General features: G+C 54.6%; 17 protein-coding genes. 4 read left to right on the top strand and 13 right to left on the bottom strand.

Features of this window, described 5'->3' with window-relative positions:
- Positions 1-31: 31 nt before the first annotated feature.
- The 7 genes from LMS44_RS21290 to LMS44_RS21260 form a co-directional block, all read right to left on the bottom strand.
- A complete protein-coding gene (locus LMS44_RS21290; RefSeq protein ID WP_138800685.1) occupies positions 32-1,222 on the bottom strand; it encodes a multidrug effflux MFS transporter in 1,191 nt (396 codons plus the stop codon).
- 106 nt (positions 1,223-1,328) lie between these two features.
- On the bottom strand, positions 1,329-1,973 hold the full coding sequence (gene maiA, locus LMS44_RS21285) for a maleylacetoacetate isomerase (RefSeq protein WP_138800684.1): 645 nt from the start codon (positions 1,971-1,973) through the stop codon (positions 1,329-1,331).
- Positions 1,974-1,984: 11 nt separating this feature from the next.
- A complete protein-coding gene (locus LMS44_RS21280) occupies positions 1,985-3,004 on the bottom strand; it encodes a fumarylacetoacetate hydrolase family protein (RefSeq protein WP_138800683.1) in 1,020 nt (339 codons plus the stop codon).
- 36 nt (positions 3,005-3,040) lie between these two features.
- The gene (hmgA, locus tag LMS44_RS21275) at positions 3,041-4,348 is read right to left on the bottom strand and encodes a homogentisate 1,2-dioxygenase (RefSeq protein WP_138800682.1); all 1,308 of its coding nucleotides are present in this window, start codon (positions 4,346-4,348) and stop codon (positions 3,041-3,043) included.
- A gap of 48 nt (positions 4,349-4,396) precedes the next feature.
- Positions 4,397-4,597 carry a DUF2783 domain-containing protein gene (locus LMS44_RS21270; protein WP_138800681.1) on the bottom strand — a complete coding sequence of 67 codons (201 nt, stop codon included), beginning with the start codon at positions 4,595-4,597 and terminating at the stop codon, positions 4,397-4,399.
- Positions 4,584-6,314, bottom strand: coding sequence for an FAD-dependent oxidoreductase (locus LMS44_RS21265; RefSeq protein ID WP_278370142.1), 1,731 nt, complete (start codon positions 6,312-6,314; stop codon positions 4,584-4,586). Before LMS44_RS21265 ends, LMS44_RS21270 begins: the two co-directional genes overlap by 14 nt.
- 75 nt (positions 6,315-6,389) lie before the next feature.
- Complete coding sequence (locus LMS44_RS21260) at positions 6,390-7,358, bottom strand: MBL fold metallo-hydrolase (RefSeq protein ID WP_022521434.1); 969 nt, start codon at positions 7,356-7,358, stop codon at positions 6,390-6,392.
- Positions 7,359-7,691: 333 nt separating this feature from the next.
- On the opposite strand from LMS44_RS21260, the gene LMS44_RS21255 reads away from it, so the two are divergent.
- The 4 genes from LMS44_RS21255 (at position 7,692) to LMS44_RS21240 (ending at position 11,518) form a co-directional block, all read left to right on the top strand.
- The gene (locus LMS44_RS21255) at positions 7,692-8,180 is read left to right on the top strand and encodes a MarR family winged helix-turn-helix transcriptional regulator (protein ID WP_022521435.1); all 489 of its coding nucleotides are present in this window, start codon (positions 7,692-7,694) and stop codon (positions 8,178-8,180) included.
- A gap of 430 nt (positions 8,181-8,610) precedes the next feature.
- Positions 8,611-9,660, top strand: coding sequence for a TRAP transporter substrate-binding protein (locus tag LMS44_RS21250; RefSeq protein WP_190374399.1), 1,050 nt, complete (start codon positions 8,611-8,613; stop codon positions 9,658-9,660).
- A 27-nt stretch (positions 9,661-9,687) separates the two neighbouring features.
- On the top strand, positions 9,688-10,230 hold the full coding sequence (locus LMS44_RS21245) for a TRAP transporter small permease (RefSeq protein WP_022521436.1): 543 nt from the start codon (positions 9,688-9,690) through the stop codon (positions 10,228-10,230).
- Positions 10,223-11,518 (top strand): TRAP transporter large permease, encoded by a 1,296-nt coding sequence (locus tag LMS44_RS21240; RefSeq protein ID WP_190374400.1) that lies wholly within the window; start codon positions 10,223-10,225, stop codon positions 11,516-11,518. Before LMS44_RS21245 ends, LMS44_RS21240 begins: the two co-directional genes overlap by 8 nt.
- Positions 11,519-11,635: 117 nt before the next feature.
- On the opposite strand, the gene paaZ is transcribed toward LMS44_RS21240, so the two are convergent.
- From paaZ to paaA, 6 genes are all read right to left on the bottom strand, one after another.
- Positions 11,636-13,678: a phenylacetic acid degradation bifunctional protein PaaZ gene (paaZ, locus tag LMS44_RS21235; RefSeq protein ID WP_278370141.1), complete on the bottom strand. Its 2,043-nt coding sequence runs from the start codon at positions 13,676-13,678 to the stop codon at positions 11,636-11,638.
- 69 nt (positions 13,679-13,747) lie between these two features.
- Positions 13,748-14,830 (bottom strand): 1,2-phenylacetyl-CoA epoxidase subunit PaaE, encoded by a 1,083-nt coding sequence (gene paaE / locus LMS44_RS21230; protein WP_039857483.1) that lies wholly within the window; start codon positions 14,828-14,830, stop codon positions 13,748-13,750.
- Between the two features lie 19 nt (positions 14,831-14,849).
- A complete protein-coding gene (gene paaD, locus LMS44_RS21225; RefSeq protein ID WP_022521440.1) occupies positions 14,850-15,449 on the bottom strand; it encodes a 1,2-phenylacetyl-CoA epoxidase subunit PaaD in 600 nt (199 codons plus the stop codon).
- On the bottom strand, positions 15,433-16,257 hold the full coding sequence (gene paaC, locus LMS44_RS21220) for a 1,2-phenylacetyl-CoA epoxidase subunit PaaC (protein WP_022521441.1): 825 nt from the start codon (positions 16,255-16,257) through the stop codon (positions 15,433-15,435). Before paaC ends, paaD begins: the two co-directional genes overlap by 17 nt.
- Before the next feature lie 11 nt (positions 16,258-16,268).
- Positions 16,269-16,550: a 1,2-phenylacetyl-CoA epoxidase subunit PaaB gene (paaB, locus tag LMS44_RS21215; RefSeq protein ID WP_022521442.1), complete on the bottom strand. Its 282-nt coding sequence runs from the start codon at positions 16,548-16,550 to the stop codon at positions 16,269-16,271.
- 134 nt (positions 16,551-16,684) lie between these two features.
- A complete protein-coding gene (gene paaA, locus LMS44_RS21210; RefSeq protein ID WP_278370136.1) occupies positions 16,685-17,671 on the bottom strand; it encodes a 1,2-phenylacetyl-CoA epoxidase subunit PaaA in 987 nt (328 codons plus the stop codon).
- Between the last annotated feature and the right edge of the window lie 544 nt (positions 17,672-18,215).

Here is an 18,215-nt window from a genome sequence, read left to right as displayed (position 1 = left end):
GCCTTTTGCTATGCATCTATACAACGACCCACTAAGCCTCTTTTCGGCGGCATACCAGCAGCCAGTGGCTTAGCAAGGCGAGTAGCCCCATCAGCCCGATCGTCAAGGCCATGGTGCGCGAGCTGCCGTCGTGGAATTGCCCGACTAATCCACCTACCACAGCGGCAATTGTCATTTGCAGAAAACCAAACAAGGAAGATGCCGCGCCTGCACATTGAGGGTTGGGCGCCAGTGCACCGGCCATTGTTTGTGGCATCAAAATGCCCACCCCCAGCATAAACACTATATGGGGGCCCACCACCGCCCAGGGGTGATGGACGCCAACGGCAGCCAAGCCCGCCATGACGAGGCCCCCAGTTGCGCAGATTACGGTGCCCAGGGTAATGAGGCGATCACGACCCAAGCGGTGGCTATATCGGCCGCTGACCAGCGTCCCGACGAAGAAGCCCGCGACAATCAGCGTGAACAGCACGCCATAAAGGGTAGGGGCGACGCCCATGTACTCGATGAGCACAAAAGATGAGCCAGAAAGGTACGCGAATAACCCGGAGAACGCGGCAGCATTCACCAAGGTGTAGCCAATAAAGGCACGCTGAGTCAGTAGTAAGCGAAAGTTAGCCAGTACGGATTTCGGGTGGATCGATTGCCGCCGCTCCTTCGCCAACGGCTCGGGCAGCATAAGTATCAGCACCGCCAGCATCACTGCCGCGTAGAGCGCCAGCACCACGAACACCGATTCCCAGCCAAAAAACAGCAGTAACCCCGCGCCTACCACAGGGGCCAGAGCAGGGGCGAGCGCCATGGTACTTGCCATATAGGCGAGGATACGTCCGGCCTCGATGGGGCCATGAATATCACGTACCGCTGCCCGTGCTAATACCGGTCCAGCAGCACCGCCGAAGGCCTGCAAAAAGCGGCCTGCCAGTAACCACTCGACGCTAGGCGCCCAGGCACACAGTAGGCTCGCAGCGAGAAACAGCGATAACCCTGTGATCATCACCGGGCGGCGGCCAAAGCGATCAGAGATTGGCCCGCACAATAGTTGGGCCAGAGCGAATCCAGCCATATAGAGGCTAAGGGTCAGCTGTATTCGGTCTGGGCCAGTATTCAGCGCTTCTGCCATGGCGGGCATGGCTGGCAAGTACATATCCGTCGCCAGCGGGCCGAGCGCAGTCACTGCAGCCAGGGCCACGACGGTGGCGGTAGAGGGCAGCTTTAGCACCCCTTAACTCCTTATGGTTGGACGTGATGCCCCTTCGGACACGAGGCGGGCGCCTTCCCGAATGGAAAGACGCCCGCTTATGTTAGCCTGCTTAGTATAGCTTGACTTAGCTGGCGTCAGGCTGCACCTCTGGTGCTGCCTTTTCGAAGGCTGGCAGTGAACGACAATTGGCAGCGATACGCTGAATCGTCGGATAGGCTGACAAATCACACTCGAAACGTTCCGCGTTGTACACCTGGGGAATCAGGCATATATCCGCAAGCGTAGGGGTGTCGCCATGGCAAAAATCTCCACTGCTGGGGGCATTGGAGAGCGTTGCTTCCAGAGCGGTGAAACCCTCGGCAATCCAGTGGTGGTACCAGGCTAGCTTAGCCGCTTCATCCGCTCCCATTTCTCTCACTAAATACTTGAGTACCCTCAGGTTGTTGAGTGGGTGAATCTCGCAGGCCACCGACTGAGCGAGCGCACGAACCCGCGCCCGTTCTAACGCGTTAATCGGCAGCAGGGCAGGCTCGGGATGTACTTCATCGAGATACTCGCAGATCGCCAGTGACTGGTTAATCACCGAGCTATCGTCCAACACCAGGCTAGGCACCAGCCCCTGAGGGTTGCGCATCAGGTGGTCGTCACCCCGTTGCTCACCTTTCACCAGGTTGACCGGGATCTGGTCATAATCCAGTCCCTTAAGGTTTAAGGCAATACGCACCCGGTAAGCAGCCGACGAGCGGAAATAGCCGTAAAGCGTCGTCATGTTGCCTTCCTTTATTTGGGCTGGTACTGCACTACTTGCTGATCGATCGTACCAAATATGTTGTTGCCATCGCGGTCGAACATCTCGATACGAACCCGGTCGCCAAAACGCATAAAAGGGGTTTTTACTTGGCCGTACAGTATCTGCTCCACCATGCGCACTTCGGCTAGACAGCTATAGCCAACGCCACCGTCAGCCACCGGCTTTCCAGGGCCGCCGTCGGGGTCTGGGTTGGAAACGGTGCCTGAACCAATGACAGCGCCGGCACCGAGATAGCGGGTCTTAGCCGCATGGGCCACCAGCTGTGGAAAGTTAAAAATCATATCTGGCCCGGCTTCTGGCTCGCCAAACTTCTCGCCATTCAAGTGCACGGTCAGTGGCAGGTTCACTTTACCATCCTGCCAGGCATCGCCCAGTTCATCTGGGGTCACCGCAATGGGCGAGAACGAAGAGGCGGGCTTTGCTTGGAAAAAACCGAACCCCTTTGCGAGTTCACCTGGAATCAGACCACGCAGACTCACGTCGTTGACCAGCATCACTAGCTTAATGTGCTTGGCGGCTTCCACGGGGGATACTGCCATCGGTACGTCACCCGTAATGACCGCGATCTCGCCTTCAAAGTCGATGCCATGCTCTTCACTAACCGCCTCAATATCGTCGGTGGGTGCCAAGAAGCAGTCGCTACCGCCCTGATACATGAGCGGGTCTGTCCAGAAGGTGTCAGGCATCTCGGCATTACGCGCCTGGCGTACCAGCTGGACATGGTTCAGATAGGCGGAGCCGTCAGCCCACTGATAGGCACGCGGTAACGGGGAGTGCAACGCACTTTGATCAAGCTTAAAAGCGCTTTCAGTACCACCACTGTTAAGCTGAGCATAGCGCTCTTCAAGCTGAGAGCTAACCGCTTCCCAGTTCTCAAGGGCAGCCTGAAGTGTGGGAGCAATATCAACGGCGCTCACAGCGCGGGAGAGGTCACGCGAGACGATGATGAGTTCTCCGTCGCGGCCCTGCTTAAGTGTTGCCAGTTTCATAGTGATTCAATCCTTGTCGTCAGGGTGGTATAGGGTTCAGGGCTGGCTTGGGTTGAAGTGGGAGCGCAGCGTCGACCAAACATCCACATAATCACGTTGACGGAAGTCAGCATTCAGTGCCGCAGGGGTCGGGTGAAAGAAGTAGCGGCTTTCAAACATGAAGGCCAGTGTATCGCCTATGAAGTGGGGCTTAAGCTCAGCGTTGGAGGCCTTTTCAAAGGTCTCAGCATCGGGGCCGTGGGGCGACATTGAGTTATGTAGACTGGCGCCGCCAGGGGTGAAGCCTTCAGCTTTTGCATCGTACTCGCCATGAATAAGCCCCATAAACTCGCTCATTAGATTGCGATGGAACCAGGGCGGTCTAAAGGTGTTCTCGGCAACCATCCAGCGTGGCGGAAAAATCACAAAATCAATATTAGCCATTCCCGGTGTATCGGAGGGTGACGTCAATACGGTGAAGATTGACGGGTCCGGATGATCGAAGCTAACCGTATTGATGGTGTTAAAGTTGGCAAGATTATATTTATAAGGCGCGCAGTTGCCGTGCCACGCCACCACATCTAACGGCGAGTGGTTTAGTTTTGTCTCCCAGAAACGACCAGAGAACTTAGCCACTAAGCGGTAGTCGCCTTCGAGGTCTTCGTAGGCTGCCACAGGGCTTTGGAAGTCACGCGGGTTTGCTAGGCCGTTAGCCCCGATAGGGCCGAGGCCGGGCAGCTCTAAAGGACTACCGTAGTTCTCGCAAATATACCCCCGTGCAGCCTCAACACCCTGAGCTTTACGCACTTGGAATTTCACACCGCGAGGAATGACGGCAATTTCACCGTTATCGATCTCAATGTCACCAAATTCGGTACGTAGACGAATGGCCCCCATTTGCGGAACGAAAAGCAGTTCTCCATCGGCGTTGTAAAAAAACCGCTCTGTCATGTCCTTATTAAAGGTGTAGACATGCACGCCCACGCCCGCTTGAGTACCCGCATCGCCGTTCACCGCAATGGTAAACAAGCCATCGATAAAATCAGTCGGTTCATTAGGTAATGAAACGGGATCCCAGCGCATCTGGTTAGGATCCGCCGCTGGCTTGTTTAACGGGGCCGTGTGTACGTTGTTATTTTCTAGTGGCTGGTAAGCGCTCTGAACGACAGAAGGGCGAATGCGGTAAAGCCAACTGCGAAAGTTTTGATGACGTGGCGCTGTGAATGCGGAACCGGTTAGTTGTTCTGCATATAATCCATAAGCGCACTTCTGAGGGGAGTTTTGCCCAATCGGCAATGCCCCTGGAAGTGCTTCAGTTGAAAAGTGATTATGAAAACCGCTCTGATATTGCAATTGTTCAGTCATTGTTAAGTCCTGCGTTATTTGAACGTTATAGTGAACAATGTATGTCGGCTACTTATCGCCCACTAACCCAGCATGGGAAATTGCCTCTTCAAGCACCCGTTGATCGCCAATGTGGTTAGCAAGCAACAGGATTAGGCGTGCATTGATACGCTCGCTCTCGGCTTCGCTGCGGTCACGATGCAGCGCCGTTAGCGCGGCGTAAAAGGCGTCCGGATCAGTGAAGTTCGGATTCAGCTCAAGCCTTGGCATGGCAGCTTTCCTGGAAGGTAGTGTCAACGGCGCCCGCAAGATGAATACCCAGCGCGCGGTCTAACGCGTCGTCAACCTTGCGGGCAGTGATGGCGTGCCAGCGAGCGGCAATATGCTGATCAGGGCGAATAAGGTACCCGGCTCCTGAATTCAGGCCGTATCGTTGCGCCACGAGCCCCTCTGCATCGTCTACGATGGTTGTGCGCGGTAGAGCGCTAAGCTCATCCGTTGCTGGGCCAACGACCACCATGCTTAAATCAGTGCGACGGCCTAACAGCTCTTTCAACGGCGTGGCAAGCGTGTCGGTGTGTCCATCCTCAAAGCGGCCGTCGAGTAACAACACAAAGCCATCGCCAAATTGATTGAGTAGCCAGGCGTTCTCTTCTCTCAATCGAATGGGAGCGTCCTTGGCCGGGCTGCCGGGGCGCAGTTCTCTCGGGCCACCATTAACATCGGGTGTATTGAGCGGTGAGGTGTCATAGCGGCAGGGCATGGAAAGGCGACCGCTGTTGACCAGGCTACGTGCGAAGGCATGTTTCTCAGCCAGCTCCAGCGTCACATCTCGGAACACTTGGCTGATATGGCTCTTCGGGGTAATAAAATCAGTGGCGCGGGTCGAGTTAAGGATGTTCTCTGCCGCGCCATGCTGGCGCTCAGTGTTGTAGGTGGACAAAAGCGTTTTTGGCGCCTGCTGTTTGAGAACGCGGGCTAGTTTCCACACTAAATTATCCACACCCTGTAGGGCACCATTGGCACCTCTGGCGCCAAAGGGGGATACCTGATGAGCCGCGTCACCTATGAATATCACGCTATGGTGAATGAAATTATCCATCTTACGGCAGCGGAAGGTGTAGACACTGGCCCACTCAAGCTCGAACTCCACGTCTTGGCCAAGCATTGCCTGCACTCGTGGGCGAATGTTCTCTTCTTTCTTTTCTTCTTCCGGGTCAGCGTCCCTGCCTAGCTGGAAGTCGATACGCCACACATTGTCCGGTTCTTTGTGAAGCAGGACTGACTGATTGGGATGAAAGGGCGGGTCAAACCAAAACCATCGTTCTGTAGGGAAGTCGGCCTTCATCACCACATCAGCAATCAGGAACCTGTCCTGAAATACTTGGCCTTTGCACTCAAGGCCCAGTATGTCTCGGATTCGGCTGTTAGCTCCATCCGAGACGAGGAGGTAGTCACAAGTCAGCTGGTAATCACCGTCTTGGGTAGAGACCTTGATGGCGGAGCACTTAGGCTGAGCATCGACATCAATGACCTTATGTTTCCAACGAAGGTCAATTTGCTCTGGAAAGTCGTGAGTGCGGTTGACCAGAAACTCTTCAAAGTAATACTGCTGCAAGTTAATAAAGGCGGGCATACGGTGGCCGTCTTCTGGCAGCAGGTTGAAGCCGTAGACCTCGCGATCCTGGAAGAAGACGCGACCGTGCTGCCAGGTGACGCCTTTTGCAAGCATCGGCTCGACGCAACCCAGGCGGTCTACAATTTCCAGCGAACGTTTAGCAAAACACAGGGCCCGCGACCCCACGCTAACGGTGTTGTTATCGTCCAGAAGAATCGAATTAACGCCTTGGTGAGCCAAGTCGATGGCGGCGGCGAGGCCGCTAGGTCCCGCTCCGACAATCACTACCGGATAGTGGCGAACTTCTTGAATATCGAGTTCAGGCGGGCGCCGATAAGGATAGACAGGATTTTTATAGGTTGTTGGCATCTATTTGCTCCCGTTCAGCGTCGGGTGCGTGACACCCGACTGCTGGGCATGATCAGTGGGTGTCACTGGTGGCACTTACTGATTTTCGACGGCGTCCTGTAGCGAGTGCCACATAGCGGTATCGCGTTCTGCCGTCCAGATGCGGGGATCCGGGTACTCGCCGCCTGCTTCGTCATAGCAGCGAGTGATATCGAAAGGCACACAGTGATCGAAGATGACCCAGTGACCATACTTCAGCTTAAGTACCGCGTAGGTCTCGGCGTAACACTCGGAGAGAGACTTGCCCGCCGCCTTGCCCGCTTTAACACTTCCATACATATCATTTAGGAAGTCGCGAGTGCCCTGAATGGCTTCCTGGCACTGTTCGGCAGTTTGCAGTGCATCACCGCGGCCAGGCACTAGCTTTTGGGGCTGCATGGATTGCAGGCGATCAAGCGTGGCAGGCCAGTCCTCGTGGTAAGCGTCACCGGTGTAAGGGGTGGCGCCATACTCAACGAGGTCACCGGAAAACATTACTTTTTCCTTCGGCAGCCAGACGACGGTATCGCCCTTGGTATGTCCGCGGCCAAGGTGGATGATCTGTACCTCACGCTCACCCATGTAAACCGTCAGCTTCTCTTGAAAAACTATGTTTGGCCAGGTTAAGCCAGGCACAGAGTCCACACCCTTGAACAGGCGAGGGAAACGACCGACTTCTGACTCATAGTCTTGCTGACCACGTTCGTTGATCAGGTCATAAGTGTTCTGGCTAGCGTAGATATTCTCTGCATCGTACGCGGAAGCGCCGAGAACACGCACGGCATGGTAATGGGTCATTACCACATGCTTAATCGGTAGGTCAGTCACTTCGCGGATACGGCGGATGACATCCTGAGCCATGACGGGCGTTGCCTGGGTGTCGATAACCATCACGCTGTCATCGCCAATCACGATGCCCGTATTGGGGTCACCTTCAGCAGTGTAAGCATAGAGCCCTTCTGCCAGCTTGGTGAAGCTGATCTTCTTCTCTTCGGTATCGGCATGGGACGCGAATTTCTTGCTCATGATATCTCCGGTGCTATCAGGGTGATTCAGGTATTCATTGAATTGTTGTGTGCTTGAAGGATAGTTTCTAATGAAACTAAATGTCCAATGTTTCATGGACGAATCACTCTGTCTTTTGCATCGTATTGACGATAATTCTTAATAAATCAGGTGATTATTGCAAATTAATACTTAAGTATAATAAATAAAATCGTGAAATTGGTTGCAAGGGAGAGTATCTGTCGGCACTGTTCCACCTTATGATAGGTGCATTGCTGGAGCCTACATTCCCAGCTATCGTGCGGATTTTGGTCATCACCACTTCTGATAAACGGTGGCTTTAGGAGAAACAAAATGACGATGGATAAAGCAGACGGCGATGTGTCACTGGAATCTTCAGCCAGGGTAGAGCTGGATCTCAACCAATTTTTACCCTATCAGCTTAACCGTTTAGCTGACCGAATCAGCCAGGCGTTAGAGAAGCTTTATGCCGAGTCTTATGAACTCAATATTGCCCAGTGGCGTGTGCTTGCCTGGCTTAGCCACTGTGATGATTTAACCGCTAAGAAGGTCTGCGCTTACACCAATATGGATAAGGCTCGCGTGTCTCGCGCTATTCAGTCACTGGAAGACCGTGGACTGATAAGCCGCACGCCCTCACAGCAGGATCAGCGACTACATGACTTGCAACTGACGGACGCCGGACAAGCGCTACTCAATAAGTTAGTGCCCGAAGCCCAGGCGTGGGAGGCCGGCCTGGTGTCGACCCTGAGCGTTGGTGAATATCGTGATCTGCTTAATACAATGCGCAAGCTTGAACGGCAACTGGAGAGAATTGGCTAGAGGCTTGATGCTGGGAAGTCGAGCCCAGGTGACAGATCGCATTTTTGCCGGTGGTGTGTCGTTAGTGTATCGATAGATAAGATTTGTGTAACAAAAGAATGGGCGAAAAATAACCCCATATAGCCATTGATAGTCACACGAAGAAACAATGTTTTTGGTGTAAGTGTTTGTAGTTTAAGTTAATAATGTAAGTTAATACTTAAGTATTAGAATCTATTAGTTGATGGATCGTTGCATGATCCACGTATCTAAAGGCATTGTGATGAATAACGTGATTCGTATAATTTATATATTTCAATAATAAAGTATCACGTTAGGCGCAATGAGTGATTAACTAGCAATCTCACTCACCGCACGCATGGCTTATCAACATCATTCAACAAAAACGATGAGCGCTTTACCCAGTTCGTGACGACCAGAGGAAAGAGAAGTGAATAAAACAACAAACCTGATGATCGGCGCTATTGCCGCCGCAACGCTGAGCACCTCCGCCTTTGCACAAACGACAATCACCGTGAGTACCTGGGCTGGTCCCAATCACGGCATCAACACCATGGTATGGCCAACATGGAAAGCATGGATTGAAGAAGCCACTGACGGGCGCGTGACCGTTGACGTTGTACACGATCTTGGGCCTCCCGCCTCCCAGATGGAGATGGTCGCCGATGGCATTGCTGATGCCACTTGGGTGTTCCATGGCTATAACGCAGGGCGTTTTCTGGCCACTCAGTTACCCGAATTTCCTACCTTTGAAGACTTCTCCTCGGAGAACGCCTCTGCTGCTTATTGGTATACGCATCAGGAGCATTTAGCCCAAGCTGATGAGCATCGCGGCGTTGATGTGCTGGCTGCGGGGGTACATGGCCCGGGTTGGATCTTTAGTCGTGAGCAGTACCAAACTCTTGCTGATTTAGAGAACGAGCGCATTCGCGTCGGCGGCGGGGTCATGGGAGATCTCTCTAATGCCCTTAATCTGACCGGCGTGGCTTTGCCGCCAACCGGGGTCTATGAAGCTGGCTCTCAGGGCGTTATTGATGGCGCTATGCTGGTGCCGGAAGGCCTTAGAAGCTTTCGGGTAGCCGAGGTATTTCCCTATACCTTGACGGTGGATGGGGGCTTTTATCGAGGCAGCTTCACCATTGTAGTGAATCCGAGTATCTGGGATGAGATGTCTGCAGAAGATCGTGCCGCTGTGGAAGACGTCTCGGGTGAGCGGTTATCGCGACTGTTTGGCTACATGATGGATGTATCCGATGAGCGGGGCGTCGAGTTCGCCGAAGAGCAGGGTCATACCTTTACAGCCCTTGGCGACGAAGATCTTGAGACGCTGCGCGGTATCAGTAATGACCTGGTTGACACCTGGTCCGAGAACGTAAGTGAACGGGGTGTCGATGCTCAGGCTGCGCTTGATTACTTCCACCAACAGCTTGAAGAAGCTGCCACACAAGAGAGCGTGGCATCCTTAGTGCCACAATCATAATTACCCTTCGCCAAGTGGAGGGCGACTATGCAGATCCTGACGTCTCGCTGGTCAAATGTCGGTAGGGTCATGCAGCTGGCGCTGGAGGGGGTGGCGGGTGCCACCCTCTTTGCCTTGATGCTGCTGACGACTGCTGATGTAGTAGGCCGTTATTTCTTTAATTTACCTATCCTTGGAACCGTCGAGTTGACCCAGCAGATGCTGGCCGCTGTGGTGTTCTTGTCACTGCCAGTAGCATGCTGGCGTGAAGAGCACGTTAGCGTGGATCTCTTGGATGCCATATTCCCTGTGCGCTGGATATGGCTGCGCCAGATGATCGTCAACTTAATTATCGCCGTGGCTTTATGGGTGATCGCTACACGGGTTTGGGCACTTGGCGTGCGTGCTTTCGAGTGGGGCGATGTCACTGAGTTTCTACGCATTCCCGATGGTTACCTTATTTACCTGATTGCCATCATGCTGTTTCTTTCCGCTCTACTCACCCTCGGTCGAGCGGTGAGTTACCTCCTAGAAGGCGTGGGTGTGATTAAGTGCGGTGGCCCAGTCAGCCAGGGAGATAAGCATGATTGAAGCACTTTATGGGTTTGCAGCGCTGTTGATATTGGTATTCCTGCGCATGCCTCTGGCTTTTGCCATGGGGATCGTGGGTTTTGTGGGTTTCTACTACCTGACCGGTAACTGGAACGCGGCTGAAGCCATGGCGTCGCGCCGGGTAGTCGACACCGCTAGGGACTACGGTCTATCGGTGATACCACTGTTTATCTTGATGGGTAACTTGGTGTCCCATGCTGGGCTCTCTGATGCGCTATTCCGGGCCTCCAATGGTTTTCTTGGACACCGTAAGGGCGGTCAGGCGATGGCCACCATCGTGGCTTGTGGTGGTTTTAGTGCTATTTGTGGGTCGAGTCTTGCGACCTGCGCCACTATGGGGCGTGTTGCCATGCCCCAGATGCGCAAGTACGGCTACAAGGACTCGCTGGCGGCAGCCTCCATTGCAGCGGGCGGAACCCTTGGGATACTGATTCCTCCCAGCGTGATGCTGGTGATCTACGGCATCATTACTGAGACCAGTATCCGTGAACTGTTTGCAGCGGGCTTTATTCCCGGCATATTGGGCATTGTGATGTATCTCGGCGCGGTTAAGTGGGTTCTGTGGCGTGATCCCAGCGCTGGGCCAGCGGCCGAAAAAGTACCCTGGAACGAGCGCCTTTCGGCCCTAAAAAATGTGGGGAGCACCCTGGCGCTGTTCGTATTGGTTATCGGCGGCATCTATTTGGGTATATTCACCCCAACCGAAGCGGCGGGTATTGGCGCAATGGGTGCCTTTGTGATTGCGCTGCTCAAGCGTGCTTTGACGCCGACGATACTCATGAATGTCCTGATGGACACTGTGCGAACAACAGCGATGCTGTTTGCGGTGGTGTTGACGGCGCTAATCTTTGCTAATTTCATTAACCGCGCGGGGCTTCCCAATGACCTCCTGGCGTTGGTCACCGGGCTGAACGTGGCCCCCTTCGTGGTAATTCTCGTTATCTTGGCCATTTACGTACTGTTAGGCTGTGTATTCGAAAGCATGTCGATGATGCTGCTGACCGTGCCGGTCTTCTTCCCGGTCGTGGCGGGGCTTGGCTATGATTTGGTGTGGTTTGGCATACTGGTGGTTATCGTCATTGAGATTAGTTTGATAACGCCCCCTGTCGGTATGAATGTGTTCGTATTGCGGGCTGTATTACCGGACGTATCAACAGGCACTATCTTCCGCGGCGTTACGCCTTTCTGGGTCGCCGGTACCATACGCGCACTGCTCGTACTTATATTCCCAGCGATCGTGCTTTTTCTGCCGCAGTTACTGTATTAAAGCTACGCTATTAATACGGTGCTATTAACGTCCTTGCTAAACAAACGGCTGACAGGGTAAGCGCCCTGTCAGCCGTTTTTTGTATTACTTTTTTGTCTGGCTGTATCGGCTGAGGCGTTACTGCCGCTTGGCCACCAGCGTTAGAATGTCGTAGCTGGCGACCAGTTCATCGTTTTGATTGGTCACCGCTACGTCCCACATCACCACGCCTTGTGGGTGCCCATCGGGAGAAGTTCGGCCCTGATCAATCTTGCGCTTGCAGGTTAGGCGGGCGCGGATAGTGTCGCCGACCAACACAGGTGTAATAAAGCGCAGTGTATCCAGGCCGTAGTTAGCCAGTACGGGGCCTTCGCCTGGGTAAACGAATAGACCCGCAGCGGCAGACAGCACAAAGTAGCCGTGGGCAATGCGCTGGCCGAACTGGGTCTCTTTGGCGGCAATGTCGTCGAAGTGCATATAGAAGTGGTCGCCGGAAAGGCAGCCAAAATTGACGATGTCGGCTTCAGTGACGGTGCGGCGGTGGGTTAACAGTGACTCCCCAACCTGCAGGTCGTCGAAATAGCGGCGGAACGGGTGGACGTCAGTCTCGATCACCTTGGCGCCACGCACATATTCCTTTGTGACTGCCGCGAGCATGCTCGGAGAGCCCTGGATGGCGGTGCGCTGTAGATAGTGGTGAACCGCACGAATGCCGCCGAGTTCCTCGCCACCGCCTGCGCGGCCGGGCCCGCCATGCTTGAGCATCGGTAGCGGAGAGCCGTGGCCAGTGGATTCCTTTGACGCCTGAGCATCCAGAATCTGCAGGCGGCCGTGCTGGGCGGCCAGAATGGGGATCATTTCAGCCGCAATGGCAGGGTCTTTCGTGGTCAGCGTGGTCACTAAGCTGCCCTTGCCCTTGGCGGCGATGGTCAGGGCTTCGTCGATGCCGCTGTAGGGCATTAGCGTCGCGACGGGGCCAAAGGCTTCAATGTCGTGAGCGCCGCCGTCGTTCAACGGGTTACGATTGATCAGCAAGTGGGGAGTAATGAAGGCGCCGTTTTCAACACCCTGGCCGACAGGCTTAAAGCTGCCGTCTCTGCCGAAGACGCACTCACTAGTCTCTAGCAGTTGTTCAATTGCGTGGTTAACGTCTCTCAATTGGTCACGGGAAGAGAGCGCGCCCATGCGTACGCCTTCTTCATGAGGATCACCGACCACAATGTTGGCAAGCCGCGACTTAAGTGTGTTCGCCAATGCATCCAGATGCTCGGAAGGCACTAAAATTCGGCGGATCGCGGTACATTTCTGACCTGCCTTGGCGGTCATCTCCTTGACCACTTCTTTGGCAAAGATTTCGAACTCTTCGTCTTCCGGGCTAACATCCGGGGCCATGATGGCGCTGTTGAGCGAGTCCGCCTCGGCGTTGAACGGGATGCTCTTCGCCATGATGTTAGGGTGGCTTTTTAATTTGAGAGCGGTGTTTGCCGAACCGGTAAAGGTGACAAAGTCCTGCTCTTCCAGGTGATCCAGTAAGTCACCGGCCCCGCCGATAACCAGTTGCAGCGCTCCTTCCGGCAGCAGGCCAGAGTCGTTGATGACGCGCACGGCAGCTTCGGTCAGGTAGCTAGTGGCGGTTGCCGGTTTGAAGATACACGGCATGCCTGCCAGAAAGGCCGGCGCGAACTTCTCCAGCATGCCCCAAATGGGGAAGTTAAACGCATTGATGTGCACAGAGACGCCGCGGCGGGGCACCAGAATATGGGTGCCATTGAAGTGGTTATCCTTACCTAATTGGGTCACCGGGCCTTCATGGGCCACATTGCCGGAGGGCAGTTCCTTGCGGCCCGTGGAGGCGTAGGTAAATAGGGTGCCGAAACCGCCGTCGATGTCGATCCAGGAGTCGGCCTTAGTGCAGCCAGTGTGGTGAGAGATGGCATACAGCTCACGCTTACGCTCTTGGATATAGGCGGCCAGCGCTTTAAGAATGGCGGCCCGCTGCTGGAAATCCAATGCCAGCATATTTCTCACACCGGTGTTGCGGGCATACGCCACCGCTTCACGGAAGTTGAGCTCTTCTTGGTGAGTATGCGCAACGGTTGTGCCGTTAATGGCGCTAATCAGTGCTTTGGACTCGGTCTTTCCGAACCACTGGCCTGCGATGTAACTCTGTAAAACTGGCATTGAGCGTTCTCCCGCAAAACATAGACTAAGCCGACGCGGTCGCCGGCCTGGAAGTAGGTGGGTTAGGGTTTATACCTCGTCATAGTCAAGCACCACCCTGTCGCTGATCGGATAGCACTGGCAGGACAGCACGTAGCCGGCATCGATTTCGTAATCTTCCAGGGCGTAATTGGCGTCCATTTCCACCTCGCCTTCGATGACCTTTGATTTACAGGTAGAGCACACCCCAGCCTTGCATGAGAAAGGGATATCCGCGCCGTGCTCGTTACCTGCGTCCAGAATGCTCTGGGTATTGCGGGGCAGCTCGTATTCAATGGTGCGGCCGTCGATGATCACTTTGATATGCGAGGTTTCTGCTTTCACCTGGGCCGCTTTCGTCGCCTGGCGGCGCTTGGCGCCTGCTGTCGGTAGCCCGGTAGTAAACAGCTCGAAGTGCACTTTTTCCTTCGGCATTCCATGTTGGGTCAGAACACCACGCACGATCTCGGTCATTTCTTGCGGGCCACAGATAAACGCGGCGTCGAGCTTGGATACGTCTACCCAGCGGTCAAACAGGGCGTTGCATTTGTCGGCGTCGATCCGGCCGTTGTAAAGATCGATTTCCTGTTGTTCGCGGCTGAACACATAAATGATGTTGAGGCGTTCCAGGTAGCGATCCTTGAGATCCTGAAGGCGTTCGCGAAACAGCGTCCCCGTGGTAGAACGGTTGCCATAGATTACGGTAAAGCGGCTCTTTGGCTCGCTTTCCAGGGTGGTGGAAACAATCGACATGATCGGTGTGACGCCACTGCCAGCGGTCACCGCCAAATAGTGTCCTTCACGGCTGGGGTCGAGAGGCACGAAGAACTTGCCCTGGGGCGGCATCACTTCCAGGCTGTCGCCGGGCTGCAAGTGCTGGTTGGCAAAGGTGGAGAAACTGCCGCTCGGCACCAGCTTGACGGCGACTCTCAGCTCATGTTCGTGGACACCGGTGCAAATCGAGTAGGAACGACGGACATCCTCACCTTCGATGTCGCGACGTAGAGTCAGGTACTGCCCTTGGGTAAAGCGAAAGGCGTCCAGCAGGTCATCGGGAACGTCGAAAGCAATGGAAACGGCATCATGGGTTTCCTTGCGAACATCCTTGACGGTCAGGGCGTGAAATCGGCTCATGGGAAATGGTCTCGTCGTTTTACAGACACTTGAAATAATCGAAAGGCTCCAGGCAATCGCGACAGCGGTAGAGCGCCTTGCAAGCCGTAGAGCCGAATTCGCTGACGCGTTCGGTCGCGTTGCTGCCACATAAAGGGCAGGGCACTACCGGGTCAGACTGGCCGGTCAGGCTACGTTTGCTAGCACTTCCTACCGGTGGTGCGATGCCGTAGGCGCGCAATTTTTCGCGCCCGGCTTCGGTTAACCAATCGGTGGTCCAGGCGGGGGACAGGCGGCGCTGAATTAGCGGGTCTGAGTAGCCAGCGGCCACCAGCGCTTCATGGATATGCTGTTCGATGACTTCTGTGGCCGGGCAGCCGGAGTATGTTGGGGTTACATTGACCACCAGCCGTCCATCAAGCCAAGTGATATCGCGCACAATGCCCAGCTCAACCACACTGACCACAGGCACTTCTGGGTCGGGCACTTCCTGTAGTACAGCCAGCACGGCGTTGACATCGCCTTCGTCACCGGCGGGCGGCAGCCCGCTGCGGTCGCTGCCGATCAAGTCGCTGGAAGGCCAGTCATCGGTAAGCCTGTCATCGCTAGACGCAGACGGATGGTTACCAGACGGTCGCATCGGGATATGCCCTCGGCAGATATTGCATTTCCGCCAACAGAAAGCCCAGGTGCTCGGTGTGATGTCCGACTTTGCCGCCGGTATACATCCAGGCGTCGTAAGAAGGCCGCTCCAGCGTGGCTTCTTCAAGCACCTCTTCCACGGTCGCTTTCCAGCGAGTGGCAACGGTTTCCAGGTCAGGCGCGATGCCAGCTTCTAACATGGCCTGATCAATCTCGTCGCCCTGCAGTAGCTCACCGGTGAACTGCCAGAGGTTGTCGAGCGCTCGCTGCATGCGGGTGTGGCTCTCTTCCGTGCCATCACCCAGGCGAATCACCCATTCAGAGGAGCGACGTAAGTGGTACGTTGCTTCCTTAAGCGACTTGGCGGCCACTTCAGCAATGCGTGGGTCGCTGGCGTGAGTCAGCCCATCAAGCAGGTGTACGTGCCAGGCATCGAACAGGAACTGGCGCCCCATGATGTCGGCGAAGTCACCGTTGGGCTGTTCAACGAGCAACAGGTTGCGAAAATCCTGGGCATCGCGGCGAAAGGCTAAATAGTCGGCATCATGGCCCTGGACTTCCATTTCAGCAGCCATCAGTTCAGCAGCATAGCCCAGCCAGTTGCGGGCCTGACCGAAGAGGTCGAGGCCCACGTTCATTAAGGCCAGTTCCTCTTCCAGCGCTGGTGCCTTGCCGCACAGTTGTGCGTGGCGCTGGCCGAGTACCAAGTCGTTGTCGCCAAGGCGCAGTAGGTAATCAATCAACGGGGTTTGTGTTTTTTGAGCTGTGTTTTTCTGAGCCGAGCTTCGATGAGATATGTTTTGCATCGCTACCTCCCTTACATGTGGCCGACTTCTTTCGGCAGTTTGTAGAAGGATGCGTGGCGATAGACCTTATCGTTAGACGGGTCGAACAGCGGCTCTTTCTCGTCGGGAGAAGAGGCGGTGATTTCGCTGGCCGGAACCACCCAGATGCTCACCCCTTCATTGCGACGGGTGTACAGCTCACGGGCGTTTTCGATTGCCATGCGGCGGTCGGCTGCATGCACACTGCCGACGTGCTTGTGGTTAAGACCGTGCTTGCTGCGTATAAAAACTTCAAAGAGGGGCCAGTCAGCCATGAGAAAAGCCTCAGTGGTCAGAGGAGTCTCGTCTCGCAAGACTCCATGTTGTTTTAAAAGATAGCGTTTTAAAAATAGGGTTCTAAAAAATTGAGTTATTGCTTTTCATGGGTGCCCAAGCAGGCGTGGCCAGTTCAGGCTGCTCGGTGCTGACGCTTGGCGGCGTGGGCCACGGCGGCTTCACGTACCCAGGCGCCGTTATCGATGGCGCTGCGGCGTGCTTCGATGCGCTCGCGGTTGCAGGGGCCGTTACCCTTCACTACGTCGAAAAATTCCTGCCAATCGATTTCACCGAACTCGTAGTGGCCGGTCTCTTGGTTATATTTGAGATCCGGGTCAGGAGCGGTGCAGCCCAGCAGCTCTAGCTGCGGTACGGTTTGGTCGAGGAAGCGCTGGCGCAGCTCATCGTTGCTGTGGCGCTTGATCTTCCAGGCCATCGACTGAGCGCTGTTGGGAGAATTTTCGTCGGACGGGCCGAACATCATTAGCGAGGGCCACCAGAAGCGGTTAATGGAGTCCTGCACCATGGCTTTCTGGTCGTCGGTACCCTCTTGCATCATGGTCAACAGAATCTGATACCCCTGGCGCTGATGGAAGCTCTCTTCCTTGCACACGCGAATCATGGCGCGCGCGTAGGGGCCGTAAGAGGTGCGCTGTAGCGGTACCTGATTGACGATGGCTGCGCCGTCGACCAGCCAGCCGATAGTGCCCATATCCGCCCAGTTGAGTGTTGGGTAGTTGAAGATGCTGGAGTACTTGGCGCGGCCATCGTGGAGTTTGTCGATCTCTTCGTCGCGGTCGGCACCCAGGGTTTCCATGGCGCTATAGAGGTACAGGCCGTGACCTGCCTCATCCTGAATTTTGGCCATTAGCTGCAGCTTGCGCTTGAGGGTTGGTGCCCGTGTCAGCCAGTTGCCTTCCGGCAGCATACCGACGATTTCTGAGTGGGCGTGTTGCGAGATCTGGCGGATCAAGGTCTTGCGGTAGGCGTCCGGCATCCAGTTCTTGGGTTCTATTTTAATTTCATCATTGATGCGCTCCTGGAACTGGCGTTCCTCAGGGCTCATCTCATCGAGCGTTTTGAGTTTGTTAGAACCGGTTTCAACGAGCTGCGCGTACATAGAGACCTCCGCGGCGTCGATATATCAGGGAGTGTGGCTTATTTTTCCTAAAGTATAGTGATACGAAATATTTTATCAATAGGTATTTTTATGTGTCACTTTAATACTTTGTGATAACAGATGTAGATAGGGCTTGGCCTTAAAAGGAAAAAATAGCTAAAACAAGTGATTCAAAAATGCCTTCAGAGGGAAAAATTATTTACGCTAATATGCAGAACCTCTTTTGTGGACGCTAGGTGCGGCCTGAACAGTCGGATCGAAAGTAAGGCTCTAACAAGGGCTGGCGCTGCCGTTACTTGTGGCGCTAAATTTCAGTGGAATACTTGCCTGGCTGCTTTGAATTTCCAGCCCTTTAACGTGGGGGACGGCGTAGACTCGTGATCAATTCACGGCGGTGGGAGCCTGGTATCGTCAGGTCTATAGTGGTTGCCAGGATGTTGCATGCTGTGTCACTTCTGTTGGTAAAACAGAAAGTGAGTCAGCGCTGCTAACCTGTTGTGAAATGCTCTTCGCCGATGCGGGTCATTGCAATGAGAAAAACAAG

The organism is Halomonas profundus, from assembly GCF_020865425.1.
GTDB classification, from domain to species: domain Bacteria; phylum Pseudomonadota; class Gammaproteobacteria; order Pseudomonadales; family Halomonadaceae; genus Vreelandella; species Vreelandella titanicae.
Note: the sequence above shows the minus strand (reverse complement) of the source record. Positions and strands in the feature narration are given on the sequence as shown.

What these genes read in the sequence shown, in the direction of transcription:
- paaZ (WP_278370141.1), bottom strand. Translation starts at nt 13,678, where the DNA reads ATGCCAGTTTTACAGAGTTACATCGCAGGCCAGTGGTTCGGAAAGACC.
- paaB (WP_022521442.1), bottom strand. Translation starts at nt 16,550, where the DNA reads ATGGCTGACTGGCCCCTCTTTGAAGTTTTTATACGCAGCAAGCACGGT.
- LMS44_RS21245 (WP_022521436.1), top strand. Translation starts at nt 9,688, where the DNA reads ATGCAGATCCTGACGTCTCGCTGGTCAAATGTCGGTAGGGTCATGCAG.
- LMS44_RS21270 (WP_138800681.1), bottom strand. Translation starts at nt 4,597, where the DNA reads ATGCCAAGGCTTGAGCTGAATCCGAACTTCACTGATCCGGACGCCTTT.
- hmgA (WP_138800682.1), bottom strand. Translation starts at nt 4,348, where the DNA reads ATGACTGAACAATTGCAATATCAGAGCGGTTTTCATAATCACTTTTCA.
- LMS44_RS21280 (WP_138800683.1), bottom strand. Translation starts at nt 3,004, where the DNA reads ATGAAACTGGCAACACTTAAGCAGGGCCGCGACGGAGAACTCATCATC.
- paaD (WP_022521440.1), bottom strand. Translation starts at nt 15,449, where the DNA reads ATGCGACCGTCTGGTAACCATCCGTCTGCGTCTAGCGATGACAGGCTT.
- paaE (WP_039857483.1), bottom strand. Translation starts at nt 14,830, where the DNA reads ATGAGCCGATTTCACGCCCTGACCGTCAAGGATGTTCGCAAGGAAACC.
- paaC (WP_022521441.1), bottom strand. Translation starts at nt 16,257, where the DNA reads ATGCAAAACATATCTCATCGAAGCTCGGCTCAGAAAAACACAGCTCAA.
- maiA (WP_138800684.1), bottom strand. Translation starts at nt 1,973, where the DNA reads ATGACGACGCTTTACGGCTATTTCCGCTCGTCGGCTGCTTACCGGGTG.
- LMS44_RS21260 (WP_022521434.1), bottom strand. Translation starts at nt 7,358, where the DNA reads ATGAGCAAGAAATTCGCGTCCCATGCCGATACCGAAGAGAAGAAGATC.
- LMS44_RS21265 (WP_278370142.1), bottom strand. Translation starts at nt 6,314, where the DNA reads ATGCCAACAACCTATAAAAATCCTGTCTATCCTTATCGGCGCCCGCCT.
- LMS44_RS21255 (WP_022521435.1), top strand. Translation starts at nt 7,692, where the DNA reads ATGACGATGGATAAAGCAGACGGCGATGTGTCACTGGAATCTTCAGCC.
- LMS44_RS21240 (WP_190374400.1), top strand. Translation starts at nt 10,223, where the DNA reads ATGATTGAAGCACTTTATGGGTTTGCAGCGCTGTTGATATTGGTATTC.
- paaA (WP_278370136.1), bottom strand. Translation starts at nt 17,671, where the DNA reads ATGTACGCGCAGCTCGTTGAAACCGGTTCTAACAAACTCAAAACGCTC.